Below are 24206 nucleotides of genomic sequence, written 5' to 3'. Positions count from 1 at the left end.
TCCGATGGCCGACCGCGAGCGCTCCTCGGGCTCCGCACGCCTGGTGACGGCGCTGTCCTGGACGGTGCTGCTGTGCGGGCTGTGGCTGTGGGGCAGGCAGGTGACCGACGTGCCGCGCGAGGTGCCGCAGACCGCGACCGGTGACCTGGCCGCGATCGGGGGACCACAGGAAGCGGAACTCCCGTCCGCGGTAAGCCCGTTGAAGCGTGCGCTGCCCCAGCGCGTCGACATTCCGGGGCTGGGCGTGCAGGCGCCCGTGATCGCCCGCGGCCTGGACGCGCGCGGCGCGGTCGAGCCGCCGCCCTTCGCGCAGGCGGGCGCCGTCGGCTGGTACGCGGGCGGGACCGCGCCCGGCGCGGACGGGGCCGCGCTGCTGGTCGGGCACGTGGACACCGAGACCCGGCCCGCCGTCTTCTACAAGCTGAGCACCGTACGGCCCGGCCAGACCGTCCGCGTCCTGCGCGACGACGGCACCGTCGCCGAGTTCACCGTCGACGGCGTCCAGGTCCAGAGCCGCGACCGCTTCGACGCCGCGCGGGCCTACGGACAGCACCGGGCGGGACGCGCCGAGCTGCGGCTGATCACCTGCGGAGGCACCTTCGACCGGGCCGGCCGCACCTACACGGCGAACGTGATCGTCTCGGCGTATCTCACCGGAACCGGCCTGTGAACCGTCCTCCCGACGGGCCACCTTTACCTGGCCCGGCCGGCGGCGTGCTCCCCCCGAAGCCGCCGACCGGGCTGGTCCTCGACCGCGCGCGCACGGGCTGCGGGAGTAACCCGGCGTCCGGCGCGGGAGGTTCAAGGGGCACGGTGATAGAACGGGGCCAGGGGCTGGGGCCGTTTGTGAAGACTCTAGAACGGATGAGCGCCCGAGCCTAGAGGCTGAATGACGCCAGGTTCCGCTACGGTGGCTCTCCGTCATATCCGCTGGTGATCCAGGGTGATACGGCTACTCTCCGGGCCCACGGGGCGCCTGGCGCCGCAGTTCGCCGTCATCGACGGTCCCCTCGATCACCGCCCGGGCCGCGTCGTGCAGTGCCAATCGGTGCCGCCGCGCGTACTGCCGCAGGAACACGAAGGCCTCGTCGGCCTCGACGCCCCAGCGCTCGGCGAGCATGCCCTTCGCCTGCTCGATGAGGATCCGGCTGGAGAGCGCCTCCTGCAACTGCTCGGCCAGCATGCGGTACCGCGTGCACGCGCGGTGGTTCTGCAGCCCGACGGCGGCGGCGTCGGCGAGGGCCTGCGCCACCGCCAGCTGCGAACCGTCGCCCTGGAAGGCGCCGTCGGGCGCAGTCCGTACGAACACGTTGAGGGCGCCGAACGGCGACCCGTGCCGGCTCAGCGGCACCGCGAAGGTCCCCGCGACGTCGTGCCGGAGGGCGCGCTCGGTGAACCGGGGCCAGCGGGCCTTCTGGTGCGCCGCCCGGATGGAGACCGCAGTGACCGCCTTGCCGGAGCAGTAGCTCTCCCAGCAGGGCCCGGCGCCACGCTGCGCCCCGAGCAGATCGAGCGCCATCGCCTCGTGCCGGCTGCTGCCCGTCATCGACACCGGCCTGCCGCCGTCGATGAGCATGACCCCGGCCGCCCGCACGCCCAGCAGCTCCACACAGCGGTCGGCCACCCGCCGCAGATGGTCCATGGCCGAGAAGTCCTCGGCGAGCGTGTCGGCCGCTTCCACCAGCGCCGTCGCCAGCCGGAGCTCCCGGTCGGTGTGGTGCATCAGGCACTCTCCTCCCCCAGTCGCACGCTGTTGTTGAAGCGCGCGCCTTCCCACCATGGGGCTGTAACAGCTGACCGACAAGACTCGGGCGACCTCGTGGGTGCCGCGGGCCGTATGTCAGGATTGAGGCTTGGACCGGTGCACCCAAGGGGGAGTTGGATGTACGGCATGAGGGGGGCCGGAATGCGGACTTCCGCGGCGGTGCTGGGGGCGGCACTGCTCGTCGCGGGATGTTCCTCCGGAGGCGGTGGCGACGACGCCGGCGCGAAGATCACCCAGCAGCCCAAGGAGAGCGACCCGTTCTGGGTCAACCCGGACGGCAACGCGGCCCGGCAGGTGGCCACCTACGAGAAGTCGGGCAAGGACGGGGACGCCGGCCAGATCCGCAAGATCGCCGAGCAGCCGACCGGCGAGTGGATCGGCCCGGAGAACCCCGAGCAGGAGGCCAAGGGCTTCACGGAGGCCGCCGACAAGGCCGGACGTACCGCGCTCCTCGTCCTCTACAACATCCCGCACCGCGACTGCGGCCAGTACTCGCAGGGCGGCGCGGCCGACGGTGACGCCTACCGCAGCTGGATCGACGGCGTCGCGGCGGGCATCGGGGACCGCTCGGCCACGGTCGTCCTCGAACCGGACGCCGTGCTGCACCTGGTGGACGGCTGCACCCAGGACGAGTTCCACGAGGAGCGCTACGACCTCCTCAAGGGAGCCGTCGCCAAGCTCAAGTCCCTGAAGAACACCAAGGTCTATCTGGATGCGGGCAACGCCGGCTGGGGCCACCCCGACCAGATCTTCGAGTCCCTGAAGTGGGCGGGCGTCGACCAGGCCGACGGCTTCGCGGTCAACGTCTCCAACTTCTACTCGACGAAGGACTCCATCGCGTACGGCAAGCAGCTGTCCGCGAAGGTGGGCGGCAAGCACTTCGTCATCGATACCAGCCGCAACGGCAACGGCCCCTATACGGGCGGCAATCCGGACGAGCGCTGGTGCAACCCGCCCGGCCGCGCCCTGGGAGACACCCCGACGAGCAGGACCGCCGACCCCCTGGTGGACGCCTACCTGTGGGTCAAGCGGCCGGGGGAGTCGGACGGCACCTGCAAGGGCGGCCCCAAGGCGGGCCAGTGGTGGGCGAGTTACGCACTCGCCCTGGCCAAGGCCAGCAAGTAGCCGCGGGCTACGGCACCTTGACCCACTGCGCCTTGCTCGGCGTCCCCTGGTCGTCGTCGACGAAGAGCATGTACCAGCCCGACTGAACGAGGTTCTTGTTCTTCGGCACGGTCACCGTGATCTTGTCGCCGGAGGTCTTGAAGTCCAGTGCGATCGACCGCTGGTCGACGTCCGTCACATGGGTCGACGCACTGGGCCTGATCAGCCGGACCTTCTTGACGGCGGAGGCCTGCGGTGAGCTGAACGTCCCCGTCCCGCCCCGCGCGATCGTCTGCGGTCCGCCCGACAGCGACGGCCGCGAGTCCCGGTACAGGTACGGCGGGGTGTAGATCTCGATCCGCTGCTCGAACTTGCCCGGCTTGGTGTTGGCCTTGTCCGCGTACAGGGAGTCCGACCCGAAGAACACCACCCGGCCGTCGGGCAGCAGGATCGAACCGGAGTGGTAGTTCCGGCCCACCAGAGGGTCGGCGACCCGCTCGAACGTGTTGGTGTCCGGGTGGTACAGCCGCGCCTGCAGGATGTTGGAGTCGCCGCGCCCGCGGTAGTCCTCGGAACCGCCGGAGACCAGCACCGAGTCGTCGGGCAGCACCGAGGACTGCGGGTAGCGCGTGCCCTTCTCCAGCGTCGGCCCGTCGGTGAACCTCGGGTTCTTGTCCTTGAGGTCGATCAGCCGCGTCCTGTTGCTGGACGCCTTGGACTCGCCGACCCCGCCGCCGCCGATCACCATGAACTTCTCGTTCTGGGCGGGCGGCAGCAGCACCGTGCCGGACGTCTCCATCTCATCGGCGTCGCTGAGTCCGGGCAGCTTGGAGAACTTGTTGGTGTCGACGTCCCAGATGCCCGGGACGCGGCCCACGTTGTCCGGCCCGTACCCCGCGTTCGACCCCGAGTAGAAGATCTTGCCGTTCTGCATCAGGAACAGCGCCGGGTAGGTGGGGAACTGGCGGATCGTCGAGGTGTACGTCCACTTCTTGGTCTTCGGGTCGAAGACCTCGTTCTTGCCCGGGACCAGCTGCCCGATGTCGTCCAGGCCGGAGACGCTGAGGATCTTGCCGTCGCCCAGGGTGGTGAGCGTCGGGTACCAGCGGGCCTCGTTCATCGGGTCGACCTTGATGTACTTCTCGGCGACCGGGTCGAACTCGTAGGCGTTCCTGATCCCCTGGAAGTCCTTCTTGTCGAGCGCGAGCTTCTGCGCGATGCCGTAGGTGTTGCGGGCCTCGGCGCCGGTCAGCCCCTGGATCCGGTAGTTGTCCTGGGTGCCGGTCTCGTACTTGGTGCCGCTCTTCTTCGCCTCGACGTAGATCCGGCCGAGTCCCGGGTCGTTGCGCAGGAACCGTCCGGTCGCCTTGTCGAAGACCTTCTTCGCGCGCGGCACGAGCACCGGGTCCTTCGAGACGAAGGTCTTGCCGTTCTCCTTGCCGGTGAACTTGGTGCCCGCGGGCAGCGTGATCGGCTTGTCCGGGTTCTCGTTGTGCACCACCATCAGGCCGCCGGCCTTGGTGACGTCGCCCTTCAGCTTCTCGTACCGCTTGGTGCCGCCGGCTATCAGCAGATTGCCGTTCGCCAGCTGGGTGTGGCCCGTGCAGAACAGGTCCGCAGGGGTCGGCACCTTCTTGATCGTGCCCTTGACCGGGTCCCAGATCCGGGAGTCGAACTTCTTCTTGTCGAAGTTGTCCTGGTTGTTGCCCGAACCGGCGATGAGCAGCACCTTGCCGGTGCGCAGCAGCGCCGCGTGGATGGTGTCCTGGCGGTACTCGGGCGGGAACTGGATGATGTCCCAGTGCCCGTTGTCCGCTTTGTACTCGGGCTTGTTGATCTGGTACTCGTGGTATTTCTCGGTGCCGAAGCGGTAGAGCCACGGACCGTTCATCCCGGCCAGCGCGAGTACCACCGCCGTACCGATCGCGAGTCGACGGGCGCGGCGGCGGCCTGCACGGTCGTTCATTCCTTACGTCCCCCAAATCCACCAAGGGCGATCTGCATCGTCTGGTCGTTTCCCACGCCCGGATCGGCGCCCGGGCCCGAGCCCGGGGCCGCCCAGCTGGGCTGGTGCGCCGAGCCGTGCGCCGCGTGCGCCGCGTGCTGCTCGGGCAGTGGCTGCGGCTGGTGGGCGGGCGCGTGCTGCGCCGGAACCGGCTGCTGCGCCGGCGGCTGCTTCTTCGCCTGCCGAAGCGAGTACCGCCAGGCGAAGATCGGCGACGCGGTGATCAGCAGGGCGAAGGTCGCCCAGATGATCATCGCCGGGTGCGAGTGCCCCAGCGTGAGACCGGCGGCGATCGAGCCGCCGAAGACCAGGATGAAGAACAGGTGGATCCGGAAGGTCCCGAACAGCGTGTCCGGGCTGGCGGAGTCGCCCTTGGGGGTCACCACGAACTTGCTCTTGCGGCGCAGCACCGTGTCCATCAGCGAGCGGGCGTAGATCGGCGCCGACAGGGCCGACATCACCATGCCCGCCACACCGCCGGAGCCCTCCGGCTCGTGCGGGGAGACGTTGTGCCGGCGGTTCCAGATGTAGAGGCCGATCTGCAGCGCGGACGCGTTGCCGTAGAGCATCAGCCAGACCGTCGGGTCGATGTTCACACCCGAGGCGCCCAGGCCCAGGAACAGGGCGCAACTGAGCGCCGCCAGGATCCAGTTGAGCGCCGACATCGGGTAGAAGATGATCATCATCGTGTAGTTGAAGAGCTTGCCCGGCGGCAGCGAGAACCAGCCCTTCCAGTACTGCTTCAGGATCGTCTCGTACGTGCCCCGCGACCAGCGCAGCTGCTGGGTGAAGAAGTCCGTCCAGGCGCCCGGGCCCTCACCGACGGCGAGCACGTCCGGCGTGTAGACCGAGCGCCACTTGCGGCCCGTGGCCGGGTTCTTGTGGCGGTGGATCTCGAAGCCGGTGGCCATGTCCTCGGTGATCGAGTCGTACAGCCCGCCGATCTGCTTGAGCGCCTTGATCCGTACGGCGTTGGAGGTGCCCACGAACATCGGGGCGCCGTACCGGTTGCCCGCCCGCTGGATCAGCGCGTGGAACAGGAACTGCTGGGACTCGGCGGCCTTGGTGATGGGGTTGTCGTAATTGCCGTACACCTGCGGGCCGATGACGAAGCCGACGTCCGGGTCGCGGAAGAAACCGAGCATCCGCTCCAGGTAGTTGGGCAGCGGCACGTGGTCGGTGTCGACGGAGGCGAAGAAGTCGTAGTCGTCGCCGTGCGCCTCGAGCCAGGCGTTGTAGTTGCCGTGCTTGGTCTTGGCGCGGTGCGGGCCCTTCTTCTGGTTCCACTGCGCGACTCCCTTGCGGGAGAAGTGGTGCACGCCGAGCCGGCCGCAGACCGCCTTCACCTCGGGGTCGTCGCCCTCGTCGAGCAGCCAGATGTGCAGAAGGCCCCGGTGCCGCAGCCGTACGGCCGCCTCCAGGGTCTTCGTGACCATCTCCAGTGGTTCCTTGCCGGGCACGTAGGTCGTGATGAACGCCACTCTCGTGCCGGTCTCCGGCACCACCGGGATCGGGTCGCGGGCGACCAGGGTGGCGTGCGCGTTGGACAGCACGTTCATGCAGCGGAAGAACTCGATCAGGCCGATCGAGACGAGCATCACGACGTCGAGCACCGGCAGGAAGTCGAAGGCCGGGTAGTCGCGTTCGGTCCAGTGCTCCGGCTGCAGCAGCCAGGCGAGCAGGACCAGTGACAGCAGCGGCGCCGCGCCCAGCATCAGGGCGGCCCGCAGGCGGTGCGGTTCCTGCGAGAGCAGCGAGCGGTACTGGACCGTGTACGGCTTGCCGGGATCGGGCTCGGTGAGGGGGCCGGCCAGCCGGCTGTAGTGCTCGTAGTCGTATCTCGGCAGGTTCTTCTTGATCCTGCGGAACTGGCCCGTCGTGCTGTTCCGGTGCGAAGGCACCCTGAGCTGGGTGGTTTCTGACGGGTCGAAGTTCGGCCGGGCGCCCTTCGGCGTCGACGTCATGAGTCATCCCCCCACACGCAGGTCACCGCGTGTCGTGTCGGTTCCTTCCGTCCGCGATCGAGTCCCCTCGCGACTCTTCACAGACGTATCAGTGGCGGGCCGCAGTCACCACACTATCCACACCTACGGACACGGAACCGCGGCCTTCCGGTTGCATGATGCCCCCCTCGGCATCGGCTCGTGCACGGGGCCCCTATCCCCGCAGAACCGGCAACCGCTTACTAGCCCCCCAACTGCCGCGTATCCGCAGCATCTTGAAAAACAGGGTTCTACAGCGTTCATCATGATCGCAAGATGCGAAACAAGGTGTTTACCGGTCATACGCGTTCATTGTGGCGCGTGTGGGGGTCTTGTGGATGCGTTGTGGACAACCGGGCGCGGATGTTGCCGAAGTGGTCCCTTATCGCCTCCTCCGCCCGCACCGAGTCGCCGGACCGCACCGCGTCGAGGATGTCCCGGTGCTGCCGGCAGGTGACCTCGGGGTCCTGCGGCGCGCCCCCGAGATCGGTCTGCACGCGGTGGAAGGCATCCCAGAACGCCTCCAGGACCTCACCCAGCAACACGTTGTCCAGACCCCGGTACAGGGTGGCGTGAAAGGTGCGGTCGGTGTCCGCGAGGCCGGCGCCTCCTTGCGCCGCCTGGTGTTCCATACGGTTCACGAGTGCGTCGAGTTCAACGAGGTCCGTCTCCGGGATCCGGCCCGCGAGCCGGGAGACCAGGCCGGTCTCCACCGCCTCGCGCAGTTCGAGCAGCTGGAGCAGGGAGTCCTCGCCCCGGTAGTGCCCGGCGACCGTGCGGAAGGCGAGGCCCTCGATCATCGGGGCCAGCGACATCGGGCCGACGTAGGTGCCGAAGCCGTGCCGGATCTCCACGATGCCCATCGCCTGGAGCGCCTTCAGCGCCTCGCGCACCGAGTTCCGGCTCGCGCCCAGGTACTCCATCAGTTCGGGCTCGGTCGGCAGCGGCGCCCCGGAGGGGAGCCTGCGGTCGACGATGAGCTTCTTGATCCGCTCCTGAAGGTCACGCGCTGCCATGGCCAGAGGGTATCCGGCCAAACACGGAGAAGGCCCCTCGCTTGCGCGAAGGGCCTTCCGGCCGGTGCGGCCGCGCTGAAGGGGGTGCGGGTGGCGGAGTCCCCGCCGCGGGCGGCGAAGCCGCGCAGACACGAAGACGGCGAGGCCGTTCGCGCTTTTGCGAACATGCCTCGCCGTCTTCGTCGTGCGCCGCCAGGGACTCGAACCCCGGACCCGCTGATTAAGAGTCAGCTGCTCTAACCAACTGAGCTAGCGGCGCCTGCTGACGTCGTAACTCTACCGGACCGCGGGCAGTGGTCCCGACCACCGCGGGGGCCGGGCGGGCCACGTCCGGACGCGGGTCTGTACATCATTCGGACCGTCAACATGCGAGTCGGGAAGACCGTTGGCAAAGTGATCGACGTGGACACGCGCGGTCTTTTCCATCGGGAGTGTGAGGGGAATCGCATGGCGGCTCCGGTATTCGAGGAATTCGATCCGGCGAGCGACTGCGACTGCCCCGGATGTGCGCACTGGCGCCGCGTCCTGCCGTATGCGCGGACGGTGCGCCACCCCGCCGCCCGGCGGGCAGTGATCGTCGCGGCGGCCGCCTCCACCGCGTTCGGCGCCGGTCAGGTGGCCCCGGCGCTCGCGGCCCCGCAGGCACCGCCCAGCCCCGGCGTTCCCGCAGGTGACGGGCACCGTTCCCCGCAGGGCAAGCAGACCCCTCTGTACGGCCGCAGCGCCAAGATCGCCCGGCCCCCGGGGGCACGGAAGGCGCCCACGACCACCCGCGCGGAGATCATCAACCGGGCCAAGAAATGGGTCGACGCCCAGGTGCCGTACAGCATGACGGACTACTGGTCCGACGGTTACCGGCAGGACTGCTCGGGATTCGTCTCGATGGCCTGGGGACTTCCCCAGAACGAATGGACGGGCAGCCTGGGGCAGTACGGGAAGCAGATTTCCAAGGAGGAACTCCAGCCCGGCGACATCCTGCTCTTCCACAATCCGCAGAACCCGGAGAAAGGCTCGCACGTCGTCATCTTCGGCGGCTGGACCGACTACACGCACAGCAGCTACATCGCCTACGAGCAGACGCCCCCGCACGCCCGCAAGCAGGCCACCCCGTACGCCTACTGGACCAACTCCGACCGGTACGTCCCCTACCGGTACACCGGGCTCGCGCCGGACCCGACGCAGGCTCAGCCGGGGGCGCCGGCCACCCCGAGCACCCGGACGCCCTACCCGGGAGCGGCGTACTTCGGCCCCGGCGCGAACAACAAGTACGTCACCCGGCTCGGCGAGATGCTCGTCGCACGCGGTGCGGGGCGCTTCTACACCTCGGGGCCCGGCCCCCGCTGGTCGGACGCGGACCGGCGGGCCACCGAGGCGTTCCAGCTGGCCCAGGGCTGGCAGGGCACGGCCGCGGACGGGCTGCCGGGGCCGCGGACCTGGGAGCTGCTGGTGTCCGGGACGGGCAAGGCGGTCCCGGCGACCGGGAAGGCGGGCGAGTCGGCGCCGACGCCCGGCGGGGTGCCCGCCTATCCGGGGCGGGCGACGTTCCGGCCGGGCGCGGTGAACGACGACGTGACCCGGCTCGGGCGGCAGCTCGTGAAGAAGGGGTTCGGCACCTACTACACGACCGGGCCGGGACCGCGCTGGAGCGAGGCGGACCGGCGCAACGTCGAGGCCTTCCAGCGCGCCCAGGGATGGCGCGGCGGCGCGGCGGACGGCTTCCCGGGGCCCGAGACGTGGAGACGGCTGTTCTCCTGAGCGGTCGCGATCTCCCCAGGGCCCCAGGGCCTTCGCCGGTGAACGGCTCTGTTCCACCCACCTGTTGTGACGCATCTGGCGCGGAGGCTGGAGGCACGCATGAGTACGACGACCACGTCACAGACGCCCGAGTCCGAGGGGCCGGGCAGGCCCGGTCGCCTCATCCAGAACGAGGCGACCACCGAGATCCCCGTCCATCTGCTGTTCCGCGACGACCCGGACCCGGTGTCCGTGCCGCTGAGACCGACGGTCGTCGGCCGCCGGCAGGGCACGGGGGAGCAGCCCCGGTTCCGCCGCCCGGCTGCGACCCCGCGGCCGGTGCCGCAGGTCGACCCCGAGCTCGGGGAGCGGCCGGCGCGCGTGCTGCCCGGAGCGGCGGGCGTGCTCGCCGGGGCCTGCGGGGCGGCCGGCTGCGTGGCCACCTCGTGGTGGGCGGGCGTCCTGCCGCCGCTCGCGGCGGCGGCGCTGCGGCTGCCCGCGTACGCGGGGGCCGGGCTCGGTCCCGCGCAATGGGCGGCCTACGCGGGCGCGGGCGCGCTCGGCGTCGTCGGGTTCGGCGGGCTGACCCGGGGCCGGGCCGGACGGGCCTGGGTGCTCGGTCTGTTCGGCCGCTACCGGGGAACCGTCCGGCGCACCGGACTGCTGTGGGTCAACCCGCTGGTGCTGCGCCGCCGGGTCGACGTACGGCTGCGGCACTGGCGCAGCGAGCCGATGCCCGCGGCCGACGGCAACGGCGTCGCCCTGCGCGTGACGGTGCTCGTGGTGTGGCGGGTGCGGGACACCGCGCGGGCGGTACTGGGCATCGAGGACCACGAGACCTATCTGCGCGAGTGCGTGGAGGCGGCCCTCGCCCGGGTGCCGGTGGAGACGCCCGACGGGACGCGGGGTCCGGCGGAGGCGGCCGGGGACGCGCTGACCCGGCTGGTCTCGGCGGACGCGGCGCCGGTCGGGCTGGAGGTGTTCTCGGTGCAGCCGGTGCGGATCGAGTACGCCCCCGAGATGGCCGCGGCGATGAACCGACGCCGTATCGCCGCGCTGGACGCGCAGCACCGGGCGAGCGTGCTCACCTCGGTGGTCGACTCCGTGGAGGACACGGTGACGCGCCTGACCGTGCGCGGACTGGTGGACCTCGACGACTACGAACGCAAGGCGCTGGTCAAGGACTTGACGGTGGCGTTCTGCGTGGGACGCGGCGAACAGGTGCCGTGATTGGTATGGACATGTTCAAGTAACCGCAATATTCTGCACTTGGTCTAGACCTGCACGCCTCATGGAACTTCCCCCACGTTCTTCAGGAGCGGCAGCATGCGCAGAAAGACCAAGTGGTACGCCGCCGCGCTCGGGCTCACCACGGCGGGAGTCTTCGTGCTCTCGGCCGGCAGCGCGAGCAGCCACGGCTACACCGACCTCCCCATCAGCAGGCAGAAGCTGTGTGCCAACGGCACTGTGACGAACTGCGGCGACATCCAGTACGAGCCGCAGAGCGTCGAGGGTCCCAAGGGCTTCCCGGCCTCCGGGCCGGCCGACGGCTCCATCTGCTCCGGCGGCAACTCCCGCTTCTCCCAACTCGACAGCTCCAAGACCCCGTCCGGCGGCGCCTGGCCCACCACCAAGGTGACGGGCGGTCAGAGCTACACGTTCCGCTGGCAGTTCACCGCCATGCACGCCACGACCGACTTCAAGTACTACGTCACCAAGCAGGGCTGGAACCAGAACCACAACCTGGCCCGCTCGGACCTCAACACCACACCGTTCCTGACGGTGCCCTACAACGGGCAGCGACCCCCGTCCACCCTCTCGCACAGCGGCACCCTGCCGTCCGGCCTGAGCGGCCACCACATGATCGTCGCCGTATGGACGATCGCGGACACGGGCAACGCGTTCTACGCATGCTCGGACGTCACCTTCTGATCCCGCCGGACGGGGTGCGTGCGCCGGGAGGCTCGGTCCCGGCGCACGTACCCGATCTCTGAGCCTTTCTTGAGCGACCTCGGCCCTACCCACGGGTACGTTCCTGGCACGCCGGCCGTACGGGCGCGGCGGACCGAGACCGGGGGACCTCATGGACGTGCTCTTCTACCTCGTACCCAGCCTGATCCTGGCGGTGGCCCTGTTCATCGCGTACCGGGTGGTGCGCCGCTGGCTGCAGCTGCGAGCCGCGTGGCACAGCGGGCTCACGGCCCAGGGTCGCTGTCTGCGGATGTTCACGACGACGCACGGCGGCGGCAACGACACCTCGGTGAGCACGACACTGCACCACGTCTACGAGTTCATGACCCACGACGGCCGCAGCGTCCGTTTCGAGGAGGAGAACGGTCCGGCGACCCGGCTGGAGGGCGACCTCGTCACCGTCTACTACACCGACGGCCCCTCGGTGGTCGCCACCGCCCATGAGCCGGGGCAGCGCGGGCAGACCGTCAGGGCCGGCTTCTTCCTCGTGTTCCTCACCGTCGTGGCGGTGTTCTGCGTCGGCTTCATGACCACGTTCCACTCGATGTCCTCCTGGTCGGACGACTCCGGGTACTCGTCCACCATGCCGTAGCAATCTGACGGTACGTCAGCTACCGTGCGCTGCCATGGAGTCCACTGGCACCGTCGCGGAGCAGGTCGCGGAGCGGTTCGGTGATCACCGGCCGGGGCTGTGGTACGAGGACCTGGTGCTCACGCACCACGAGGTGGCCGCCGGGGCCGCGGCGCGGGCCGCGCTGCTGACCGATCTGCTGCCGCCCGGTGCCGAGCCGCATGTGGGGGTGCTGCTCGACAACACCCCCGAATACCCGCTGTGGTTGGGCGCTGCGGCGCTCGCCGGCGCCGCGGTCGCCGGGATCAACCCCACCCGCCGCGGAGCGGAGCTCGCCCGCGACATCCTGCACACCGAGTGCCGGACGGTGGTCACCGAGCGCGCCCACCTCCCGTTGCTGTCCGGGCTCGAACTCCCCGGCGTACGGGTTCTGGTGACCGGCACCGGGGAGTACGAGGCGCTCCTGGCGCCGTACGCGCATGCCGAGCCGGACCCCTCCCGGGCCGTGCCCGGCGACCGGCTGCTGCTCTACTTCACCTCCGGTTCGACGGGCGCGCCCAAGGCCGCGATCTGCTCCCAGGGGCGGCTGGCCGCGGCCGGGCGCTCGCTGGTCGGCCAGTTCGGGGTGCGCCGCGACGACGTGCACTACGTCTGCATGCCGATGTTCCACGGCAACGCGGTGATCGCCGACTGGGCGCCCGCCCTCGCGGCCGGCGCGGGTGTCGCGCTGCGGCGACGCTTCTCGGCCTCCCGGTTCCTGCCCGACGTCCGCGCGTACGGGGCGACGTACTTCACCTATGTCGGCAGAGCCGTGCAGTACATCCTCGCCACCGAGGAGCGCGCCGACGACCGGGACAACCCGCTGCGGCTCGGCTTCGGCACGGAGGCGGGGGCGGTGGACGCGGCGGCCTTCGAGCGGCGGTTCGGGGTGCGGCTGGTGGAGGGGTACGGCTCGTCGGAGGGCGGCGCGGCCGTGCAGTGGTCGCCGGGGACGCCGGCCGGGGCGGTCGGACGGGCGGCGCCCGGACTCGTCGTCCTCGACGCGGACACGCGCGAGGAGTGCCCGGCCGCCGCCTTCGACGCGGCGGGGCGGCTGCTCAACGGGGACGAGGCGATAGGGGAGCTGGTGAACCGGGCGCCGAACCCCTTCGAGGGATACTGGCGCAATCCGGCGGCGGAGGCCGAACGGCGGCACGACGGCGGGTACTGGACCGGCGACCTCTTCTACCGGGACGCCGACGGCTATCTCTACTTCGCGGGCCGCACCGACGACCGCCTCCGTGTCGACAGCGAGAACCTGGCCGCCGCGACGATCGAGAACATCCTCGCCCGCTACGAGGGTGCGGCCGCCGTCGCCGTCTACGCGGTGCCGGACCCGGTCACCGGGGACCAGGTGATGGCGACGGTCGCCGGGACCTTCGACCCGGCGGGCTTCGCGCGCTTCCTCGAGACCCAGCCCGATCTCGGGACGAAGATGGCGCCGCGGTTCGTCCGGGTCGTGGACCGGATGCCGGTCACGGCCACGAACAAGATCCACCGGGCCCGGCTGCGCAAGGAGGGAGTCCGGTGCGCGGACCGGGTGTGGTGGCGCCCGCCGGGCGAGCCCGCATACCGACGCCTCACCCGAGAGGACGCCGAAGGCCCTCACGTCCCACAGCCCGGACCGCAATGACGAAGACCCCCCGCGCTTGCGAGGGGCCGTCGATGTTGTGCGCCGCCAGGGACTCGAACCCCGGACCCGCTGATGCTGCATTTACCGGGGGGCAACCCCCGGACCCCCGGCCGGCCCTGCGGAACCCGGGGGAGTCCGGGTGCCGGGGTGCGACCCGCCGTACATGACGAAGACCCCCCGCGCTTGCGAGGGGCCGTCGATGTTGTGCGCCGCCAGGGACTCGAACCCCGGACCCGCTGATTAAGAGTCAGCTGCTCTAACCAACTGAGCTAGCGGCGCATGACTCACCCCCCCCATCGGAACCGTGTCCCGTGGGTGGCGACGAAGAAAATACTACCTGGTCCGAGGGGGTGCTTCCGACCACCTTCAGATCGCCAGGGACAGCAGCACCGGGGTCGCGTTCCGGTTCAGGGCGTCCGCCGCCTGGCGCAGCCGGTGGGCGTGCTGGACCGGCAGCGAGAGGGCCAGGCAGCCGACCGAGGTGCCCGCGCTGACCGGGACGGCCGCGCAGACCGTGCCGACCGCGTACTCCTGGAGATCGAGGTGGGGCACGCTGGGCGGCTGGGCCTCGAGGTGCGAGAGCAGCAGCTTGTCGTTGGTGATGGTGCGCGAGGTCAGCCGGGCCGGCCGGTGCCGCGAGAGGTGGTCGCGCCGGCCGTTGTGGTCGAGCTGGCCGAGCAGACTCTTGCCGATCGCCGTGGCGTGCGCCGAGGAGCGGAAGTCGACCCACTCGTGGACCACCGGCGTGGTGGGCCCGTCGGCGTACTGGGCGATCTTCACCTCGCCGTCGACGTACCGGCTGAGGTACACCGCGGCGCCCACCGAGTCGCGCAGCCGGTCCAGGGTGCGCTGGAGCTTCTCGTGCAGAGCCCGGTCCCGGCCCTCGGCCGAGCCGAGCCGGGTGAGGGCGTCGCCGGTGACGTACGCACCCTCGGTGATCTGCTCGACGTAGCCCTCGCGGCGCAGCATGCGCAGGAGGGTGGTCAGCCGCTCCGGGGCGAGGTGGGTGAGACGGGCGAGTTCGGTGTCGGTGACTCCGGTCGAGTGCCGCGCCACGGCCTCCAGGACGCGCAACGCGTCCTGGGCCGAGTGGTACGGCGCGGTCGGCTCGTGCTTCAGCGCCACGGTGCATCCCCCTGCGCTTGCTCGGTCGCTCTACAACTTGGCCGTAATCCGGACAGCGGAACAGTTCCACGATAACGGTCAAGAGGCTTGTTGTGAGCGGCTGTTGACGAGATACGGACCCCGCCTCACCGCTCTCAACAGGAGCGCAGGCACTCCGGCACATGCCGGTGACAAGAACCGGCGCCCGGACCTCGGAGGTTGAACCGTGTTCAACCTCCGACGTCACAGGACCGCGCTGAGAAATTCCCGCGTGCGGTCGTTCTCGGGCTCGCTGAAGATCTTCTCCGGCGGCCCCGACTCGATGACCCGGCCGGAGTCGAACATCAGCACCTGGTCCGAGATGTCCCGCGCGAAGCTCATCTCGTGGGTCACGCAGAGCATCGTGATGTCCGTGGTGCGGGCGATGTCGCGCAGCACGTCGAGGACACCGGCGACCAGCTCCGGGTCGAGCGCGGAGGTCACCTCGTCCAGGAGCAGAACCTGCGGCCGCATCGCCAGCGCCCGGGCGATCGCCACGCGCTGCTGCTGGCCGCCGGAGAGCTGGGTGGGGCGCGCGTCGCACTTGTCGGCGAGGCCCACCATCTCCAGCAGCTCGCGGGCCCGCTCCGTCGCCTCGTCCTTGGACATGCCGAGGACGGTGACCGGGGCCTCGGTGATGTTGCGCAGCACCGACATGTTCGGGAACAGGTTGAACTGCTGGAAGACCATCCCGATCTTCTTGCGGACCTCGCGTATCTGCTTCTCCGGGGCCGGGAAGAGCTGGTCGCCGGCGACCGTGATGGTGCCCTCGTCCGGCTTGGTGAGGGTCATCAGCAGCCGCAGGATCGTCGTCTTGCCGGAGCCGGACGGGCCGATCAGCGTGACGTGCTTGCCGGAGTCGACGGAGAAGTCGAGCCCGTCGAGCACGGTGTTCGCGCCGAACCGCTTGGTGACGTGGTCGAAGCGGATCAGCTCGCCGCCGTCCACCGGCGGGTTGGCGCTCGCGTCGGGGTCTTTCATCAAAGGGGTGTCAGCGGACAAGGCGTCGCTCCAGGGCTCGTACGAGAAGGGAGGCCGGGTAGGCGATGACGATGAAGGCCACGCCGATCACCGTCAGGGGCTCGGTGAACTGGAAGTTCTGCTGCGAGAACAGCCGTGCCTGGCCGAGCATCTCCAGGACCGTGATCGTCATCAGGATCGGGGTGTCCTTCAGCATCGAGATGACGTAGTTGCCGAGCGCCGGGACCACGCGGCGGATCGCCTGCGGCAGGATCACCGCGGTCCAGGTGTGGCGCACCGGCAGGTTCAGCGCGGTGGCCGCCTCCCACTGGCCGGCCGGGACCGCCTCGATACCGGCCCGGTAGACCTGCATCGTGTACGTCGAGTAGTGCAGCCCGATCGCGACGACACCGGTGGTCAGCGCCGACCAGGTCAGGCCCCACTCGGGCAGCACGTAGAAGAAGAAGAACAGCTGCACGAGCAGCGGGGTGTTGCGGATGAACTCGGTGACCACGCCGATCGGCCAGCGCACGAAGCGCGTGGGCGTGCGCATCAGCAGCGCCCACACCAGGCCCAGCGCGAAGGAGATCAGCGAGCCGAGGACGAGGATCTGCAGGGTGACCAGCAGTCCGTCCCAGAACTTCGGCATGAAGTCGGCGACAGCGCCCCAGTCCCACTTCATCGGACAGCACCTCCCGCGCCCACGCCGGTCGTCTCAGGACGGTGCAGCTCCTGGTCGGCCGAGCGGCCGACCGGCCTGCCCAGGCCCGCCTTGAGCTTGCGCTCCAGTCCGCGCATCCCCCGCGTGAGCACGAAGGCGATGACGAAGTAGATCAGCAGCACGTACGTGTAGATCTCCGCGCTCTGCTGCAGCGCGAGGCGCACCAGGTTGGCGCTGAAGGCCAGGTCGCCCATGCCCATGATCGACACCAGTGCGGTGCCCTTGAGCAGCTCCACCAGCAGGTTGGAGAAGGACGGGATCATCTCCGGCACGGCCTGCGGCAGCAGGACCAGCCGCATCCGCTGCCACGGCGTGAAGCTGAGGGCGATGCCGCCCTCGCGCTGCGCCGGGTCGACGGAGTTCAGCGCGCCGCGCACGATCTCGGCGCCGTAGGCCCCGTAGGTCAGTCCGAGCGCGAGGGTGCCGGCCCACAGCGGGACCAGCTGCCAGCCGAAGGCGATCGGCAGCACGAAGAACACCCAGAAGATCATGATCAGCGCCGAGGTCCCGCGGAAGATCTCGGTGTAGGCGCCCGCGAGGAAGCGGACGATCCACAGCCGGTGGGTGCGGGCGATGCCGACCCCGAAGGCGACCGCCGTCGCCAGCAGCCCGGCGAGGACCAGCAGCTGGATGGTGACCCAGATGCCGTGCAGTACGAGTTCCCAGAGTCCCGAGGTCATCCGCCGCACAGCTCCTTCGCGGTGAGGTCGGTCATCTCGGCCTTGGTGAAGCCGAAGGGCTGGAGTATGCGGAACAGCTCGCCGCTCTGCTTGAGCTTGCGCAGCTCCACGTTGAAGGCATCCCGCAGACCGGTCTCGGTCGGGCGGAACGCGAAGGCGCCGCCGTCGACATGGGGCTTGCCCTTGACGAGGGGCGCGAAGGCCTTGGTCGACTCCGCCTTGCCGGACTTCTTGACCACCTCGCGGACGGTCAGCGCCGTACCGGCGAAGACGTCGACACGGCCCGCCTCGACGGCGTTCAGCCCGGCGACCTGGTCCGGCACGATCAGGATGTCGCTCTGCTTGTAGCCCGCCTCGACGGCGTACTGGATCTCGGCGTAGCCCGTGCCGGTCGCGAACTTCGCCTTCTTCGCGACGATGTCCTTGTAGTCGTGCAGCCCCTTCGGATTGCCCTTGCGGACGATGAAGGCGTCGAGCATCTGGTAGTCGGGGTCGGCGAAGATGACCTGCTGGCAGCGCTCGGGATTGACGTACATCCCGGCCGCCACGACGTCGAACTGCTGCGAGTTCAGGCCCGGGATGAGCGAGCCGAACTCGGTCGGGACCGGCTGCACCTTGTCCACGCCGAGCCGCTTGAAGATGACCTTGGCCAGCTCCGGCGCCTCGCCGGTCAGGTCGCCGTTCTTGTCGATGTATCCGAAGGGGATCTCACCGGCGATACCCAGCCGTACGACGCCTGCCCCCTTGAGCCGGTCGAGCAGATCACCGCCTTCCTTGGTCGAGGCGGTGGCCACGCGACTGCATCCGGCGGCGCCCAGCGCGCCGAGCGCCGCCACCCCCGCGAGCAGCGATCGACGGGTGGGCCCGGGTGTGTGTCTGTCGTTCCCAAAAGGTGGAGCCATGGCGGCGCGGCTACCCGAGTCCATGCGATGTATGCACCATAGGTTTTATGGCTGACCGATACATCGAAGTCTCGCTGGCCAAGCGTGGAATCACCTGCACGGCGAAACTGCTGGACGAGCGCGCGCCTCTGACCTGCGCCGCCGTGTGGGACGCCCTTCCACTGGGTAGCGACGTCTATCACGCAAAATACGCCCGAAACGAGATCTATGCCCTTTTCCCGCCGTTTGCCGAGAAAGAGCCACCTCTGGAAAACCCGACCGTCACCCCGATTCCCGGAGATCTTTGCTATTTCTCCTTCGCCGGGACGGAGCTCGGCACGAAGGCGTACGGATACGACCGCGAGGTCCGCGCGGGCACCACGGTCGTCGACCTCGCCCTCTTCTACGAGCGCAACAACCTGCTCCTGAACGCCGACGTGGGCTGGGTCCCCGGGATCGTCTGGGGCCAGATCGTGGAGGGTCTGGAGGAGATGGCCGAGGGCTGCAACGACCTGTGGCGCTCGGGTGCGGCGGGGGAGACGCTCAGCTTCCGCCGCGCGTGACCCCGGCCTCGTAGAGCGTGTGGGCCGCCCGCAGCACCAGTTCGTCCCGGTGCCGGGCGGCCACCAGTTGCAGCCCGATCGGCAGTCCGTCCCCGTCGGTCCCGACGGGGACGGTCGCCGCCGGCTGCTGGGTCATGTTGAACGGATAGGTGAACGGGGTCCACCCCGTCCAGCGCCGGTGCCCCGACTTCTTCGGCACCTCCTCGCCCGCCTCGAACGCGGTGATCGGCAGCGTCGGCGTGACGAGCAGGTCGTAGGTGTCGTGGAAGCGGCCCATCCGGCGGCCCATCTCCATCCGGACGTCCACCGCGGCGAGGTAGTCCAGCGCCGAGCGCCGGGCGCCGGCCGCGCAGATCTCCCGCAGCCCCGGGTCGAGCAACCTCCGCTGGTGCGGGCCGAGTTGCTGGGTGACCCGGGCCGCCCCGGAGAACCACAGGGTGTGGAAGGCCTCCACCGGGTCGGCGAAGTCCGGGTCGGTCTCCTCGACGTACGCGCCGAGCCCGGCCAGCCGCTCCACCGCACGCCGCACCGCCGCGGCGACCGCGGGACGCACCGCCACCTGGCCGCCCAGCGACGGCGAGTACGCCACCCGCAGGCCCTTCACCCCGCCCGCCAGCCGCGCCGAGAACGGGCCGGGCGCGGCCGGCAGCCCGGACCAGTCGCGGCTGTCGGGCGCGCCGATCACGTCGAGCAGCAGTGCCGCGTCCGCCGCGTCCCGGGTCATGGGGCCCACGTGCGCCAGCGTGCCGAACGCGCTCGCCGGATACAGCGGCACGCGCCCGTACGTCGGCTTCAGCCCGAAGATCCCGCAGAAGGAGGCCGGGATGCGGACGCTGCCGCCGCCGTCCGTGCCCAGTGCGAGAGGCCCCGCGCCGAGCGCCACGGCCGCCGCGGCGCCGCCGCTGGAGCCGCCCGAGGTGCGCGAGAAGTCGTGCGGATTGCGGGTCACGCCGGACTGCGGCGAGTCCGTGACGCCCTTCCAGCCGAACTCGGGCGTCGTGGTCTTGCCGATGAAGACGGCGCCGTGCTCGCGCAGCCGGGCGACCGAGGGGGCGTCCTCGTCCCAGCGGCCGTTCTCGGAGATCGTCCTCGACCCCTTGAGGGTGGGCGTGCCGCGCAGCAGCAGGATGTCCTTCACGGTCGTCGGGACGCCGTCGACCAGACCCTGCGGCTCGCCGCGCCGCCAGCGCTCGGTGGACGCGCGGGCCTGCGCGAGGGCCTCGTCGGGCAGCAGGCGCACGAACGCGTTCACATCCGGCTGGATCCGCTCGGCCCGCTCCAGCGCGGCCCGCGTGGCCTCCTCCGGACTGAACTCGCCCGTGCGATACCCCTCGACGAGTCGTACGGCGGTCAGCTCGGTGAGGTCGAGGTCCGTCATCTGCCCTCCAGCGCCTAGGTGTTCAGCGTCCCGGTACGTACCCGCGCTTCTTGTCGACCACGTTCAGCAGGGGTCTGCCCGTCTCCCAGCGCTCGTACAACTCCACGAACTGGGTGCCGAGCTGATCACGCCAGCCGACCGTGTCGCCGCTCATGTGCGGGGACACGATCAGCCCCGGCACGTCCCACAACGCGCTGTCCGGGGTGAGGGGTTCGTGCTCGAAGACGTCCAGCGCGGCGCCCGCGATCCACCGCTTGACGAGCGCCTCCGCGAGCGCGTCCTCGACGACCAGCGGACCGCGCCCGATGTTGATGAACCGCGCGGAGGGCTGCATCACGCCGAACCGCCGGGCGTCGAACATGCCGTAGGTCTGCGCGGTGAGCGGGGCGGCCGCGATCACCCAGTCCGCGCGGGCGATCAGCCGGTCGAGGTCCTCGGGGCCGTGCACGCCGGTGCGGGCCTCCCGGCCGACGAGCGCCGTGTTCACGTCGAGCGCCTTCAGGGTGCGCGCGATCGTCCGGCCGATGGGTCCCGATCCGACGACGCACGCGCGTGTGCCCGCGACCCGCTGGGACTCGCGGTGCCGCCAGGTCCGCTCCCGCTGGAGCTCCAGCGTCCTCGGCAGATCCTTGGCCATGGTCAGCACCAGGGCGGCGACGTACTCGGCGATGGGCTGGTCGAAGATGCCGCGCGCATTGGTCACCACCGTGTCGGAGGCGGCGAGTTCCGGACACATCAGGTGATCGACGCCGGCGCTCGCGGTGTGCACCCAGCGCGGCCGCGGGCCCTCGCCCGGCCAGGCCGAGCGCACGGCCCGGGACGCGAAGTCCCACACGAGGAGGACGTCCGCGTGCGGCAGCCGGTCGGCGAGCGAGGACTCGTCGGTGTGCTCGATACGGGCGCGTCCGGTGAGGCTGCCGAGGCGAGGCGGCGGATCGGCGTCGAGGACGAGAAGTGTGGGTGGCGCGGCGGCCATCGGAACACCTTTTTCTGCGCGGTGATCAAGGGCTGACGTGGGGCGTAACGCCGCTGTTAGCACCCCTGTGACCTGCGGGTGACATGGGCGGATTGACCACGCTCGCACCCGAACCTACCTTCGTCAACACGGTCGTTGCGTACGGTCCGTTGCCCACCCCTTTCGTACCGTGAGGGCGGTGCCCGCTATGGACGTTTCCTTCCTCGGTGGACCCCAGACGCAGCGCGGCGTCGGAGTCGTGGCCCCCTTCGACTTCGCGCTGGATCGTGAACTGTGGCGATGGGTCCCGGACGACGTCTCGCTCCATCTCACCCGTACCCCGTTCGTGCCGGTCGAGGTCAGTCTCGACCTGGCCCGCCTGGTCAGCGAGCACGAGACCCTGGAGGACGCGGTGCGCACGCTCAACGCGGTCTCGCCGGAGGTCGTCGGGTACGCCTGCACGTCCGGGAGTTTCGTCGGCGGGATCGCCGGGGAGCGGGCGATGTGCGAGGCGATGACACGCGCGGGCGCGGTCCCCTCGGTCACCACCTCCGGCGCGCTCCTGGAGGCGCTGGCGGCGCTCGGTGCGCGGCGGGTGGCGCTGGTGACGCCGTACACCGTGTCGGTGACGCGCGCGCTGGAGGAGTACGTCGCCGAGGCGGGCGTGCGGGTCACCGGGCGCGCGTACATGGGGCTGACCCGGCACATCTGGAAGGTGCCGTACCGCGAGGTCGTCGCCATGGCGCACAAGGCCGCACGGCGCCGCGCGGACGTGCTCTTCATCAGCTGTACCAACCTTCCGACCTACGACGTCATACCCCAGCTGGAGGCGGAACTGCGCATGCCGGTGATCTCGGCCAACCAGGTGACGATGTGGGCGGCACTCGCCCGACTGGGTACCCGAGCGGTGGGGCCGTATCAGGCGCTGATCGATCCGGCGGCGCGCTCCGGTCCCGTGCTGCCGGAACTCCCGGACGGTGAACAGCAGCAGGAAGGCAGGTCATGACCGCACTCGGAATCCTCTACCCGGGGCACTCCGCCGAGGACGACTACCCACGCATGGAGCAGTTGCTGGGCAGTGACATCCGCCTCGACCTCGTCCACACCGACATCGGCACGGACGCGCACCGGGTGGACGCCCTGCTCGAGATGGGCTCGGCCGACCGCCTCGCGGCCGGCGTCGCGGAACTGCGCATGTCGGGTGCGGAGTCGGTGGTGTGGGCCTGCACCAGCGGGAGCTTCGTCTACGGCTGGGAGGGCGCCCACGAGCAGGTGCGCTCCCTGGCCCGTACGGCCGGGATGCCGGCGTCCTCGACGTCCTTCGCCTTCGTGCACGCGGTGCAGGAGCTGAAGGCGCGGCGGGTGGCCGTCGGCGCGACGTACCCGAAGGACGTGGCCGGCCTGTTCGCGGACTTCCTGCGGGCGGGCGGCACGGACGTGATCTCGGTGTGCGACGCCGGGATCATCACGGCGGCGGAGGTCGGCACGTGGGGCGAGGAGGAGGTGTTCGCGCTGGCGCGGGAGGCCGACCGCCCCGACGCCCAGGCGCTGCTGCTGCCGGACACGGCCCTGCACACGGCCGCCCACATCCCGGCCCTGGAGAAGGAGCTGGGCAAGCCGGTGCTCACGGCCAACCAGGTCACGGTCTGGGAGGCGCTGCGCCTGGCCGACCGGCGCGTGAACGCGCCCACCCTGGGCGCCCTGTTCACCCGCGAGCCGGTGGTGCAGGTCTGACGGCCGGGGAATAAAACGGAGAGTGCCTCCTGTTAGCCGCGCAGGACAGCGCACGGCCGACAACAGGAGGCACCCACCGTGACGGCAGACGACGAGATCCGGGGCGGCGTACAGGGCACCGCGCCCGTACCCCTCTCCGTACTGGACCTGGTGACGGTCGGAGCGGGCCGCACCGCCTCGGACGCGCTGCGCACCAGCGTCGACCTGTCCCGTCTCGCCGAGTCCCGCGGCTTCCACCGGTACTGGGTCGCCGAGCACCACTCGATGCCGGGCGTGGCCTCGTCCTCACCCGCCGTGATCCTGGCCCATCTCGCGGCCCACACGGACCGCATCCGCCTCGGCTCGGGCGGCGTGATGCTGCCCAACCACGCGCCGCTCGTCATAGCCGAGCAGTTCGGCACGCTGGAGGCGATGGCCCCCGGGCGGATCGACCTCGGCCTCGGCCGCGCGCCCGGCACCGACGGCGCGACGGCCGCCGCGCTGCGCCGCACGGACCACCTCAACGAGGGCGCCGACGACTTCCCCCAGCAACTCGCCGAACTCACCCGCTTCCTGGACGACGACTTCCCGGACGGCCACCCCTACCGCCGTATCCACGCCGTGCCCGGCCCGGTGCAGGCGACGTCCCCCGGCGGCGTCCAGTCCCCGCACCGGCCGCCGATCTGGCTGCTCGGCTCCTCGGGCTTCAGCGCGCGCCTGGCGGGCGTCCTGGGCCTGCCTTTCGCCTTCGCGCACCACTTCTCGGCGCAGAACACCGTCCCGGCGCTGGATCTGTACCGCGAGTCCTTCCGCCCGAGCGAGGTGCTGGACGCCCCGTACGCGCTCATCGGCGTGGCCGCCCTCGCCACGGACGAGGAGGCGGAGGCCCGCCGCCAGGTCCTCGCCGCCGCCCTGAACATGGTCCGGCTGCGCACCGGCCGCCCCGGCCTCGTCCCCACCCCCGAGGAGGCCGAGGCGTACGAATTCAGCCCCATGGAGCGGGACTTCGTCTCCTCCTGGAACGCCAACGTCGTGCACGGCACCCCCGACGAGGTCCGCGCCGGCCTCGACGACCTCCAGAAGCGCACCGGCGCCGACGAGCTGATGATCACGTCGAACGCCCACAGCGGAGAGGTACGCCTACGCTCGTACGAACTCATCGCGGACGCGTACGGGTTGCCTACGGCGTGACGCCGGCCGTGGCGCCTCACCGACCGCGGACTCGTCGACCGGCGGCCGGCGGCGGAGTGACCTTGCCGGCGACGGCGGCGGCTTGGCGTGGGGGCGTCTCGTGCGAACTGACTGTGTACGCCTATGGGTTGCCTACGGCGTGACGACGGACGGGGCGACCACCGGCCGCGGACCTCCTGACCGCCCGTCTGGGGGCCGGAC

At 70.4% G+C, this 24206-nt stretch carries 22 protein-coding genes and 2 tRNA genes; 11 read left to right on the top strand and 13 right to left on the bottom strand.

The features are described 5' to 3' along the window. The first annotated feature begins 4 nt into the window (after positions 1–4). Complete coding sequence (locus ACFU97_RS02620) at positions 5–670, top strand: class F sortase (RefSeq protein ID WP_384249879.1); 666 nt, start codon at positions 5–7, stop codon at positions 668–670. Between the two features lie 282 nt (positions 671–952). Here ACFU97_RS02620 and ACFU97_RS02615 read toward each other — a convergent pair whose 3' ends face one another. Next, the gene (locus ACFU97_RS02615) at positions 953–1723 is read right to left on the bottom strand and encodes a GAF and ANTAR domain-containing protein (RefSeq protein ID WP_384249876.1); all 771 of its coding nucleotides are present in this window, start codon (positions 1721–1723) and stop codon (positions 953–955) included. A 159-nt stretch (positions 1724–1882) separates the two neighbouring features. Here ACFU97_RS02615 and ACFU97_RS02610 point away from each other — a divergent pair, with 159 nt between their 5' ends. After that, positions 1883–2890 carry a glycoside hydrolase family 6 protein gene (locus ACFU97_RS02610; RefSeq protein WP_384249874.1) on the top strand — a complete coding sequence of 336 codons (1008 nt, stop codon included), beginning with the start codon at positions 1883–1885 and terminating at the stop codon, positions 2888–2890. A 7-nt stretch (positions 2891–2897) separates the two neighbouring features. Here the strand turns inward: ACFU97_RS02610 and ACFU97_RS02605 are convergent, their stop codons facing one another. The 4 genes from ACFU97_RS02605 to ACFU97_RS02590 all read right to left on the bottom strand — a co-directional run bounded on the left by ACFU97_RS02605 (position 2898) and on the right by ACFU97_RS02590 (position 8131). Beyond that, a complete protein-coding gene (locus tag ACFU97_RS02605; protein ID WP_384249871.1) occupies positions 2898–4835 on the bottom strand; it encodes a galactose oxidase-like domain-containing protein in 1938 nt (645 codons plus the stop codon). Continuing rightward, a complete protein-coding gene (locus tag ACFU97_RS02600; RefSeq protein ID WP_384249868.1) occupies positions 4832–6838 on the bottom strand; it encodes a glycosyltransferase family 2 protein in 2007 nt (668 codons plus the stop codon). The genes ACFU97_RS02605 and ACFU97_RS02600 overlap by 4 nt, the downstream gene beginning before the upstream one ends. A 317-nt stretch (positions 6839–7155) precedes the next feature. Then, entirely contained in the window at positions 7156–7872 is a 717-nt protein-coding gene (locus ACFU97_RS02595; RefSeq protein WP_384249865.1) for a FadR/GntR family transcriptional regulator, read from the bottom strand. A 185-nt stretch (positions 7873–8057) separates the two neighbouring features. Beyond that, a tRNA-Lys gene (locus ACFU97_RS02590) sits at positions 8058–8131 on the bottom strand. A 188-nt stretch (positions 8132–8319) separates the two neighbouring features. On the opposite strand from ACFU97_RS02590, the gene ACFU97_RS02585 reads away from it, so the two are divergent. The 5 genes from ACFU97_RS02585 (at position 8320) to ACFU97_RS02565 (ending at position 13820) form a co-directional block, all read left to right on the top strand. Then, positions 8320–9627, top strand: a complete 1308-nt coding sequence (locus ACFU97_RS02585; protein ID WP_384249862.1) for a peptidoglycan-binding protein — start codon at positions 8320–8322, stop codon at positions 9625–9627. 99 nt (positions 9628–9726) lie between these two features. Continuing rightward, the gene (locus ACFU97_RS02580) at positions 9727–10836 is read left to right on the top strand and encodes an SPFH domain-containing protein (RefSeq protein WP_384249859.1); all 1110 of its coding nucleotides are present in this window, start codon (positions 9727–9729) and stop codon (positions 10834–10836) included. A gap of 96 nt (positions 10837–10932) precedes the next feature. Continuing rightward, positions 10933–11538, top strand: coding sequence for a lytic polysaccharide monooxygenase (locus ACFU97_RS02575; protein WP_384249856.1), 606 nt, complete (start codon positions 10933–10935; stop codon positions 11536–11538). A gap of 151 nt (positions 11539–11689) precedes the next feature. Continuing rightward, complete coding sequence (locus tag ACFU97_RS02570) at positions 11690–12169, top strand: hypothetical protein (RefSeq protein ID WP_384249853.1); 480 nt, start codon at positions 11690–11692, stop codon at positions 12167–12169. A gap of 34 nt (positions 12170–12203) precedes the next feature. Continuing rightward, the gene (locus tag ACFU97_RS02565) at positions 12204–13820 is read left to right on the top strand and encodes an AMP-binding protein (RefSeq protein WP_384249850.1); all 1617 of its coding nucleotides are present in this window, start codon (positions 12204–12206) and stop codon (positions 13818–13820) included. A 205-nt stretch (positions 13821–14025) separates the two neighbouring features. Here the strand turns inward: ACFU97_RS02565 and ACFU97_RS02560 are convergent. The 6 genes from ACFU97_RS02560 to ehuB all read right to left on the bottom strand — a co-directional run bounded on the left by ACFU97_RS02560 (position 14026) and on the right by ehuB (position 18226). Beyond that, a tRNA-Lys gene (locus tag ACFU97_RS02560) sits at positions 14026–14099 on the bottom strand. Between the two features lie 87 nt (positions 14100–14186). Further along, a complete protein-coding gene (locus ACFU97_RS02555) occupies positions 14187–14945 on the bottom strand; it encodes an IclR family transcriptional regulator (protein WP_384249847.1) in 759 nt (252 codons plus the stop codon). Between the two features lie 222 nt (positions 14946–15167). Continuing rightward, positions 15168–15944, bottom strand: a complete 777-nt coding sequence (ehuA, locus tag ACFU97_RS02550) for an ectoine/hydroxyectoine ABC transporter ATP-binding protein EhuA (protein ID WP_384249844.1) — start codon at positions 15942–15944, stop codon at positions 15168–15170. 10 nt (positions 15945–15954) lie between these two features. Continuing rightward, positions 15955–16605: an ectoine/hydroxyectoine ABC transporter permease subunit EhuD gene (ehuD, locus tag ACFU97_RS02545; RefSeq protein WP_384249841.1), complete on the bottom strand. Its 651-nt coding sequence runs from the start codon at positions 16603–16605 to the stop codon at positions 15955–15957. Beyond that, a complete protein-coding gene (gene ehuC, locus ACFU97_RS02540) occupies positions 16602–17324 on the bottom strand; it encodes an ectoine/hydroxyectoine ABC transporter permease subunit EhuC (RefSeq protein WP_384249838.1) in 723 nt (240 codons plus the stop codon). Before ehuC ends, ehuD begins: the two co-directional genes overlap by 4 nt. Continuing rightward, positions 17321–18226 (bottom strand): ectoine/hydroxyectoine ABC transporter substrate-binding protein EhuB, encoded by a 906-nt coding sequence (gene ehuB, locus ACFU97_RS02535; RefSeq protein WP_384249835.1) that lies wholly within the window; start codon positions 18224–18226, stop codon positions 17321–17323. The genes ehuC and ehuB overlap by 4 nt, the downstream gene beginning before the upstream one ends. Positions 18227–18273: 47 nt before the next feature. Here ehuB and ACFU97_RS02530 point away from each other — a divergent pair, with 47 nt between their 5' ends. Next, positions 18274–18768, top strand: a complete 495-nt coding sequence (locus ACFU97_RS02530) for a DUF3830 family protein (protein ID WP_384249833.1) — start codon at positions 18274–18276, stop codon at positions 18766–18768. Here the strand turns inward: ACFU97_RS02530 and ACFU97_RS02525 are convergent. Next, positions 18749–20146 carry an amidase gene (locus ACFU97_RS02525; RefSeq protein WP_384249831.1) on the bottom strand — a complete coding sequence of 466 codons (1398 nt, stop codon included), beginning with the start codon at positions 20144–20146 and terminating at the stop codon, positions 18749–18751. The genes ACFU97_RS02530 and ACFU97_RS02525 overlap by 20 nt on opposite strands. Positions 20147–20168: 22 nt before the next feature. Further along, positions 20169–21122, bottom strand: coding sequence for a D-2-hydroxyacid dehydrogenase (locus ACFU97_RS02520; RefSeq protein WP_384249828.1), 954 nt, complete (start codon positions 21120–21122; stop codon positions 20169–20171). Between the two features lie 187 nt (positions 21123–21309). Here ACFU97_RS02520 and ACFU97_RS02515 point away from each other — a divergent pair, with 187 nt between their 5' ends. The 3 genes from ACFU97_RS02515 to ACFU97_RS02505 all read left to right on the top strand — a co-directional run bounded on the left by ACFU97_RS02515 (position 21310) and on the right by ACFU97_RS02505 (position 24005). Beyond that, the gene (locus tag ACFU97_RS02515) at positions 21310–22107 is read left to right on the top strand and encodes an aspartate/glutamate racemase family protein (protein ID WP_384249825.1); all 798 of its coding nucleotides are present in this window, start codon (positions 21310–21312) and stop codon (positions 22105–22107) included. Continuing rightward, on the top strand, positions 22104–22835 hold the full coding sequence (locus ACFU97_RS02510; RefSeq protein ID WP_384249823.1) for a decarboxylase: 732 nt from the start codon (positions 22104–22106) through the stop codon (positions 22833–22835). Before ACFU97_RS02515 ends, ACFU97_RS02510 begins: the two co-directional genes overlap by 4 nt. Positions 22836–22913: 78 nt before the next feature. Beyond that, positions 22914–24005 carry an LLM class flavin-dependent oxidoreductase gene (locus tag ACFU97_RS02505; protein WP_384249821.1) on the top strand — a complete coding sequence of 364 codons (1092 nt, stop codon included), beginning with the start codon at positions 22914–22916 and terminating at the stop codon, positions 24003–24005. Positions 24006–24206 lie beyond the last annotated feature (201 nt).

Origin of the sequence: Streptomyces sp. NPDC057616, assembly GCF_042800575.1 — a bacterium.
In the GTDB taxonomy this organism is placed as follows: Bacteria; Actinomycetota; Actinomycetes; order Streptomycetales; family Streptomycetaceae; genus Streptomyces.
This window is presented reverse-complemented; position numbering and strand designations above follow the sequence as displayed.

Coding starts and splice junctions, on each gene's coding strand:
- ACFU97_RS02565 (WP_384249850.1), top strand. CDS start 12,204: ATGGAGTCCACTGGCACCGTCGCGGAGCAGGTCGCGGAGCGGTTCGGT.
- ACFU97_RS02600 (WP_384249868.1), bottom strand. CDS start 6,838: ATGACGTCGACGCCGAAGGGCGCCCGGCCGAACTTCGACCCGTCAGAA.
- ehuC (WP_384249838.1), bottom strand. CDS start 17,324: ATGACCTCGGGACTCTGGGAACTCGTACTGCACGGCATCTGGGTCACC.
- ACFU97_RS02525 (WP_384249831.1), bottom strand. CDS start 20,146: ATGACGGACCTCGACCTCACCGAGCTGACCGCCGTACGACTCGTCGAG.
- ACFU97_RS02615 (WP_384249876.1), bottom strand. CDS start 1,723: ATGCACCACACCGACCGGGAGCTCCGGCTGGCGACGGCGCTGGTGGAA.
- ACFU97_RS02610 (WP_384249874.1), top strand. CDS start 1,883: ATGTACGGCATGAGGGGGGCCGGAATGCGGACTTCCGCGGCGGTGCTG.
- ehuA (WP_384249844.1), bottom strand. CDS start 15,944: ATGAAAGACCCCGACGCGAGCGCCAACCCGCCGGTGGACGGCGGCGAG.
- ACFU97_RS02620 (WP_384249879.1), top strand. CDS start 5: ATGGCCGACCGCGAGCGCTCCTCGGGCTCCGCACGCCTGGTGACGGCG.
- ehuD (WP_384249841.1), bottom strand. CDS start 16,605: ATGAAGTGGGACTGGGGCGCTGTCGCCGACTTCATGCCGAAGTTCTGG.
- ACFU97_RS02515 (WP_384249825.1), top strand. CDS start 21,310: ATGGACGTTTCCTTCCTCGGTGGACCCCAGACGCAGCGCGGCGTCGGA.
- ACFU97_RS02575 (WP_384249856.1), top strand. CDS start 10,933: ATGCGCAGAAAGACCAAGTGGTACGCCGCCGCGCTCGGGCTCACCACG.
- ACFU97_RS02605 (WP_384249871.1), bottom strand. CDS start 4,835: ATGAACGACCGTGCAGGCCGCCGCCGCGCCCGTCGACTCGCGATCGGT.
- ACFU97_RS02520 (WP_384249828.1), bottom strand. CDS start 21,122: ATGGCCGCCGCGCCACCCACACTTCTCGTCCTCGACGCCGATCCGCCG.
- ACFU97_RS02530 (WP_384249833.1), top strand. CDS start 18,274: ATGGCTGACCGATACATCGAAGTCTCGCTGGCCAAGCGTGGAATCACC.
- ACFU97_RS02585 (WP_384249862.1), top strand. CDS start 8,320: ATGGCGGCTCCGGTATTCGAGGAATTCGATCCGGCGAGCGACTGCGAC.
- ACFU97_RS02595 (WP_384249865.1), bottom strand. CDS start 7,872: ATGGCAGCGCGTGACCTTCAGGAGCGGATCAAGAAGCTCATCGTCGAC.
- ACFU97_RS02510 (WP_384249823.1), top strand. CDS start 22,104: ATGACCGCACTCGGAATCCTCTACCCGGGGCACTCCGCCGAGGACGAC.
- ACFU97_RS02570 (WP_384249853.1), top strand. CDS start 11,690: ATGGACGTGCTCTTCTACCTCGTACCCAGCCTGATCCTGGCGGTGGCC.
- ACFU97_RS02580 (WP_384249859.1), top strand. CDS start 9,727: ATGAGTACGACGACCACGTCACAGACGCCCGAGTCCGAGGGGCCGGGC.
- ehuB (WP_384249835.1), bottom strand. CDS start 18,226: ATGGCTCCACCTTTTGGGAACGACAGACACACACCCGGGCCCACCCGT.